The organism is Micromonospora sp. NPDC049799 (assembly GCF_040656655.1).
In the GTDB taxonomy this organism is placed as follows: domain Bacteria; phylum Actinomycetota; class Actinomycetes; order Mycobacteriales; family Micromonosporaceae; genus Micromonospora.
This window is the reverse complement of the sequence record NZ_JBFAMU010000320.1, coordinates 1-5,794: the sequence shown is the minus strand read 5'-3', so window position 1 is coordinate 5,794 and position 5,794 is coordinate 1. Positions and strand designations below refer to the sequence as shown.

Here is a 5,794-nt window from a genome sequence, read left to right as displayed (position 1 = left end):
CCGATCAGGCTGAACACGTCGCCCTCCCGGCCGTCCTCGCGTACCAGGGTCGCTGTCAGCCCTAGCCGGCGGCGGGCCTGGAGGTCCGCGGTGAACCGGAAGATCGGCGCGGGCAGCAGGTGCACCTCGTCGTAGACGACCAGGCCCCAGTCGCGGGCCCCGAACAGGTCCAGGTGGGTGAACGCGCCGCCGCGCCGCGAGGTGAGCACCTGGTACGTGGCGATGGTGACCGGGCGGATCTCCTTGCGCTCGCCCGAGTACTCGCCGATCTCCTCCTCGGTCAGCGAGGTGCGGGCGATCAGCTCCCGCTTCCACTGCCGGCCGGCGACCGTGTTGGTGACCAGGATCAGCGTGGTCGCCTTCGCCTCGGCCATCGCCGCCGCACCGACCAGCGTCTTACCGGCCCCGCAGGGCAGCACCACGACGCCCGACCCGCCGGCCCAGAACGCCTCCACGGCCTCCCGCTGGTACGACCGCAGCGTCCACGGCTTGCGGCCCTCCTTGCCGGCCTCGGCCAGCTCGATCGGGTGCGCCTCGCCGTCCACGTACCCGGCCAGGTCCTCCGCCGGCCAGCCGAGCTTCAGCAGCGCCTGCTTGAGCCGGCCCCGCTCGGAGGGGTGCACCTGGATGGTGTCGTCGTCGATGCGGTTGCCGAGCATGCCGGCGAGCTTCTTGCTCTTGGCGACCTCGACCAGTACGACCCGGTCCAGGGCGCGCAGCACCAGGCCGTGCGCGGGGTCGTTGGCGAGCTGGAGCCGGCCGTACCGGTCCATGGTCTCGGCCACGTCGACCAGCAACGCGTGCGGCACCGGGTAACGCGAGTACTTGATCAGGGCGTCGACCACGCTCTCGGCGTCGTGGCCGGCGGCCCGGGCGTTCCACAGCCCCAGCGGCGTGAGCCGGTAGGTGTGCACGTGCTCCGGGGAGCGCTCCAACTCGGCGAAGGGCGCGATGGTCATCCGGCAGGCCTGCGCGTCCGGGTGGTCGATCTCCAGCAGCAGGGTCTTGTCCGACTGCACGATCAGGGGTCCACCGCTCACGCCAGCGCCTCTCTCCCACGTCGGTGTCGGCCACCGGCCGACCATCCAGTGTTGCACGCGTTCAGGCGACCCCGAGGAAAGCGCGAGGACGGGCCGTCTCCTACGGCCGCTTTGTCGTGTTCACGTAGTTGATGCCGTTCTTGTAGAGTCCGTCGACGGCACGCTGCACCTGCGCCGTGCTCACCTTCTTGCCGTCCACCGCGTACACCCAGTCGACCTGCATGTCCCAGGTCCGTTCACCCGCGAAGGGCAGGTCGATCAGCCAGGTGTTGAGGTGGATGTTCATGGGCTCGCGGGGGAAGGTCCGGCCGCTGCTCGTGAAGACCGGCTGCCCGTCGATGGAGTACGTGACCTTCCCGTCGACCGCCGTGATCATCAGGGTGTGCCAGCCGTCGAGAGACCGCTTCAGCGCTCGGGTGGCGCGGTCGCCGGGCGTGGCGCTGCGCCAACTGGTGGTGTCCAGCTTGGGCCCGGGAGCGCCCCAACCGCCGTTCGGCTGGTACTCGAAGTCGAGTTCGGTGTAGCGGTCCGAGTCCGGGTTCGGCGAGATCGCGCAGAAGGACTCCATGACGTGGTCGCCGTTGCGGCCGTCGGTCGGGTCGTCGGTGAAGTGGATCCGCGCGGCGATGGTGCCCGTGAAGAACGTGTTCTCGACGCCGACCAGTTCGGCCTGCCGGGTGCCCTCGCGGGTGCCGTCGGTGGTGACTCGCAACTGGAGCACCTGCCCGCCGTGCGCCTTCCGGTTGGCGGGGAAGCTGATGTTCTCTGCCGACCAGGTGTCGGCGATCCCGGGTCCACCACCGTCGGTGCGGGCCTGCCAACCGTTGGCGGTCACCGCCGGGTCACCGACGCCGGTGTAGTGGAAGTTGTCGAAGAGGGTGCCGGCCGGTACAGCCGGAACCTTCGACGGCCCGGCGGTCGCCGTCGCCGTGCCACCGGGTTCCTCCCCCCACCGGAGGACACCGTCGACATAGGCGGTCACGCGCGTCGAAGGCGCGTAGGTGGTGAGCGCCGGATCGAACGACCGGTCGTCGGTCTGGTCCAGACCCTTGCGGTCGAGCCGGTACAACTGGAGCCCGATGCCCTGGCTGGTCTCGCCCGGTGCGAGCGTGCCGGCGGCGGACGTGAAGCCCACCTTCAGGTAGTGGGTGGCGTTGGGGGCCGGTTCCGGCATCGGGCTGACGACCTGGGTGACGTTCGAGCAGCCGAGGGCCGTCTGTACGCAGTTGGCCCCGTGACCGGCGCCGTCGTCGCTGAAGTAGTAACGGAGTGTCACGGTTTGCAGCGCCACCGCCTGGTCGGAGTTGTTTATCAATTCCAGCCAGGGCTTCCCGACCGGAGTGGTGGCGGGGGTGTCCGTCCGGTAGCGGACGGTAAGCGGTGAGTTCCCATCGGCGGCCTGGTCGGCACTCTTCGCCCGCCACACGCCGTAGAGCGCGACCCCGGCCCCGAGGACCACCACCATGGCCATGAGCAGGCCGAGCCAACGGTGAGAGGAACGCGAGCGGCCCATACGACTCCTTGACACTGGACGCCCGTGTAACAGGAAGTCTCGCCGGGACGCCTTGGCAAACAGGCGCCATCCTACTGATGCCCGCCCGCGCCGTGGGTGTTCGTCGCCCCGGGCGGCTCACCCGAATGGGCGGTTGACCTGGCCGCACGGGGGCGGCACCTCATTGATCACGTCGGCTATGGTTCACCTGCTCCAGACCGCGACGGCGGCCTGGACGATGATCACCAAACGGGGAAATCTTGTCACACAACATGACCGGCGTAGCGGGGCTGGAGAAGACCGCTTTCCTGCAGGGTCTCCGCTGGAGACACCACGGCACTCCGAAGCCCAGCGGGCCGACACTGCACGACATCGTCGCCATCATCCCCGCGCGTAACGAGGAAATCGGGATCCTCACCTCGCTGAACTCGCTGGCCCGGCAGAGTTGGCGCCCCGACCGGATCGTCGTGGTCGTCAACAACTCCACCGACCGGACGGAACACTTCGCCCAGCAGTTCGCCGCCGATCCGCGCACACCACGTACCGACGTCCTGGTGATGCGGGAGAACGAGCACAAGAAGGCCGGTGCCCTCAACTACGGCCTCGCCTGGTTGAGCCAGCGGGTCGGCGGGCGGCTGGACCCGGTCCAGCACGTCCTGGTGATGGACGCCGACACGGAACTGCACCACAAGTTCATCGAACGGGCCCGCAAGGTGATCACCGAGGATCCAAAGATCGGCGGCGTCAGCGCCGTCTGTCTGGGTCGCACCGGGCTGTGGCGCAACCCCTGGCAGAGGTTCCTGCTGGGCATGCAGATCATCGAGTACGGCCGTGCCGCCAACGCCCGCTTCCAGACCGACGTGCACACGATGTCAGGAGCCGGGTCGTTCTACCGGGGCGTGGCGCTGCAGTCGGTCATCGACAAGCGCGGCGCGGTGTTCTGGGAGGACCACCGCAACCTCGTCGAGGACTACGAGACGACGCTGACGCTCAAGGAATGCGGCTGGAAGGTGACCGCGAACCAGCTGTGCATCGCCTACACCGACCTCATGCCCACGCTGCGTGAGCTGCTTCAACAACGTCAGCGCTGGGTCCGCGGCACGGTGGACGCGCTGCGCGCCCGGGGCTGGACCAAGTTCACCTGGCACTCGATCGTGTCGATGATCCTCGGGCTGCTCGGCGTCGTGTACCTCATCGGCTGGGGGGCCACCCAACTGGCCAACGCCGTCGCGAGCGGCTTCACGCAACAGCCCATCTTCTGGTTCCTGTTCGCGTTCTGGGTCATCTACCCCGCGGTGATGGTACGCAACCTCGGCTGGAAGGCGATGCTGGTCGAGGCCCTGCTCATTCCCGAGCTGGTCTACACGGTCGTCCGCATGTACTGGCTCCTGTCATCCCTCCTCAAGTCCTATTTCACGCCCGTGTCGACATGGAAGTAAGGCAGCGCCTCAGATGAACTCCCTCAAAGGCTTCGGGGTCTGCTTCCTCCTGGCGGTGACCCTGATCGTCATGCGCGAACTCGCCCAGGTCGAGTACGCCCTCCTCGTCCTGACGGTCATCCTCATCTCCGGCTCCACCGGCATCTACCTGGCGTCACGTCAGCGATACCGGCGGGACCGCCGCATCGCCGGCGACTGAGCGGTTTCCGAGCACGCATTCAGGTGACGCCGAGAAAATCCGCATGCGAGCGCAACCTACGTGCTGTTTCGTACGTCTAGCAGAGTGACAGCTGTCTCTCAGGGGGGCGACATGACGCAGTTCCGGATCTCCGTTCGGCTCGTCGCCCTGGCAGCGGTCACGCTGGTCGGCGCCGGTGCGTGTGCGTTCGATCCGCAGGCCGACCGTGGCGGGGGCGGGGGACCCGTCCCGGTGGGGGCTGCGGAGCGGGTAACGGGGGCGAGCGGCACGCCCGGGCCGGACCGGTCGGCCGGGGCCGTCGAGTCACCGAAACCTCGGCCGACCCGGAGCCGGCCCGCGCCCAGCCCGCGCGCCCCAGAACCCACCCGCACCGCGCCGACGCCGCGGCCCTCGCCGTCGACCGCCGGCTGTCCGCAGGGCGAGCACCAGCGCGAGGTGGAGACGTACCTCGCGCGCCTCGGCGGGTTCGGCGCGGTCACCGTCGACGGCCAGCAGTCGGCCGCCGACTGCGCCGCGATCAAGCGCTTCCAGCGGCGGTACGACATCCGCCCAGCCCACGGCCGCGCCGGACCGACGACGTACGACGTGGCGAAGCGGCTCGCCACCACCGACACCGACCGGTGCGACGCCGGCTCCGGTACGACGTTCTGCATCGACCTGACCCGGCAGACGACCTGGGTGATGCGCAACGGGAAGGTCGTCGCCGGGCCCACCGTCACCCGTACGGGAATGCCCGGCTACCGCACCCCGGCCGGCACGTTCGAGATCAACTATCGGAACGTGAAGGAGTGGTCGAACCCGTACGAGGTGTGGCTCCCGTACTGGCAGCACTTCACCCAGGGGATGGGCTTCCACGAGACCACCACGTACCTGCACGACAAGTCGGTCGGCTCGCACGGGTGCGTCAACCTGCTGCACGCCGACGCCGTCCGCTGGTGGGAACTGGGCAGGGTGGGCTCGCGGGTGGTCCTGGTCGGCCGCCGCCCCGGCACCTGAGGTGTCGCACATCCGGTCCGTTAGGGGTTTTATCCCCTGTCACTTCCGTCCCGTCGGTGCCACGCTGGACCCCTGGGTGGGACGCGGGGAGGCGGGATGACGGTCGACCGGGACGCGATCCGGGAACAGCGGGCCGAGCAGGGCGAGCCATCGACGGACGTGTCCACGACGACAGTCGTCGCGTACACGCTCGCCGCCGTGCTGCTGGTGGGCTGGTTCCTCTTCGGCTGGCTGGTGCAGCGGCAGGGCTTCGTCGCCTCGGTCGGTGAGGCCGCCGGCACCGGGTTCGGGCTGCTGCTGGTCGTCGCGGTCGTCGGGACGGTACGCCGCAGCCGGCGCTGAACCCGGTCGCCGGTCACTCCTCCAGCACGGCGGCGGTGATCCGGTGCAGGGCGAACGTGTGCAGCATCTCGGTCCGCTCGTCCTCGGCGCGCAGGTAACCCGCGCCGATCGACACCGGCCGCACGAGTCGGGACGCGGTCGCCCCGTGCGCGTCGACGTACCCCACCCAGACCAGCGCCTTGTCCCGGATGGCCTGCTGGAGCACCGCCAGGGCGTCGCTGTGGGTGTGCGCCGGCACGGGACGGGTGGGCGCGCCGCCCCGGACCACCGCGGGCGCGCGGCGGGC

At 69.4% G+C, this 5,794-nt stretch carries 7 protein-coding genes; 4 read left to right on the top strand and 3 right to left on the bottom strand.

All coding sequences use genetic code 11. From position 1 onward, the window contains the following. The coding region (locus AB0I76_RS21020; RefSeq protein WP_357037962.1) for a helicase-associated domain-containing protein at nt 1–1,040 on the bottom strand (1,040 nt) is incomplete at its 3' end. Nucleotides 1,041–1,140: 100 nt separating this feature from the next. Further along, complete coding sequence (locus tag AB0I76_RS21015; protein ID WP_357037959.1) at nt 1,141–2,553, bottom strand: cellulose binding domain-containing protein; 1,413 nt, start codon at nt 2,551–2,553, stop codon at nt 1,141–1,143. A 251-nt stretch (nt 2,554–2,804) separates the two neighbouring features. On the opposite strand from AB0I76_RS21015, the gene AB0I76_RS21010 reads away from it, so the two are divergent. From AB0I76_RS21010 to AB0I76_RS20995, 4 genes are all read left to right on the top strand, one after another. Continuing rightward, a complete protein-coding gene (locus tag AB0I76_RS21010; protein WP_357037956.1) occupies nt 2,805–3,971 on the top strand; it encodes a glycosyltransferase family 2 protein in 1,167 nt (388 codons plus the stop codon). Between the two features lie 13 nt (nt 3,972–3,984). Then, a complete protein-coding gene (locus AB0I76_RS21005) occupies nt 3,985–4,170 on the top strand; it encodes a hypothetical protein (protein WP_357037953.1) in 186 nt (61 codons plus the stop codon). A gap of 111 nt (nt 4,171–4,281) precedes the next feature. Then, the gene (locus tag AB0I76_RS21000) at nt 4,282–5,166 is read left to right on the top strand and encodes a L,D-transpeptidase family protein (protein ID WP_357037950.1); all 885 of its coding nucleotides are present in this window, start codon (nt 4,282–4,284) and stop codon (nt 5,164–5,166) included. A gap of 96 nt (nt 5,167–5,262) precedes the next feature. Further along, on the top strand, nt 5,263–5,508 hold the full coding sequence (locus AB0I76_RS20995) for a hypothetical protein (protein ID WP_357037947.1): 246 nt from the start codon (nt 5,263–5,265) through the stop codon (nt 5,506–5,508). A gap of 13 nt (nt 5,509–5,521) precedes the next feature. On the opposite strand, the gene AB0I76_RS20990 is transcribed toward AB0I76_RS20995, so the two are convergent. Next, nucleotides 5,522–5,794 (bottom strand): WYL domain-containing protein (locus AB0I76_RS20990; RefSeq protein ID WP_357037944.1); only part of this gene is annotated, 273 nt, incomplete at its 5' end.

Excerpts from the sequence above, each read along its gene's own strand:
- AB0I76_RS21015 (WP_357037959.1), bottom strand. The coding sequence starts at position 2,553 with ATGGGCCGCTCGCGTTCCTCTCACCGTTGGCTCGGCCTGCTCATGGCC.
- AB0I76_RS21010 (WP_357037956.1), top strand. The coding sequence starts at position 2,805 with ATGACCGGCGTAGCGGGGCTGGAGAAGACCGCTTTCCTGCAGGGTCTC.
- AB0I76_RS21005 (WP_357037953.1), top strand. The coding sequence starts at position 3,985 with ATGAACTCCCTCAAAGGCTTCGGGGTCTGCTTCCTCCTGGCGGTGACC.
- AB0I76_RS21000 (WP_357037950.1), top strand. The coding sequence starts at position 4,282 with ATGACGCAGTTCCGGATCTCCGTTCGGCTCGTCGCCCTGGCAGCGGTC.
- AB0I76_RS20995 (WP_357037947.1), top strand. The coding sequence starts at position 5,263 with ATGACGGTCGACCGGGACGCGATCCGGGAACAGCGGGCCGAGCAGGGC.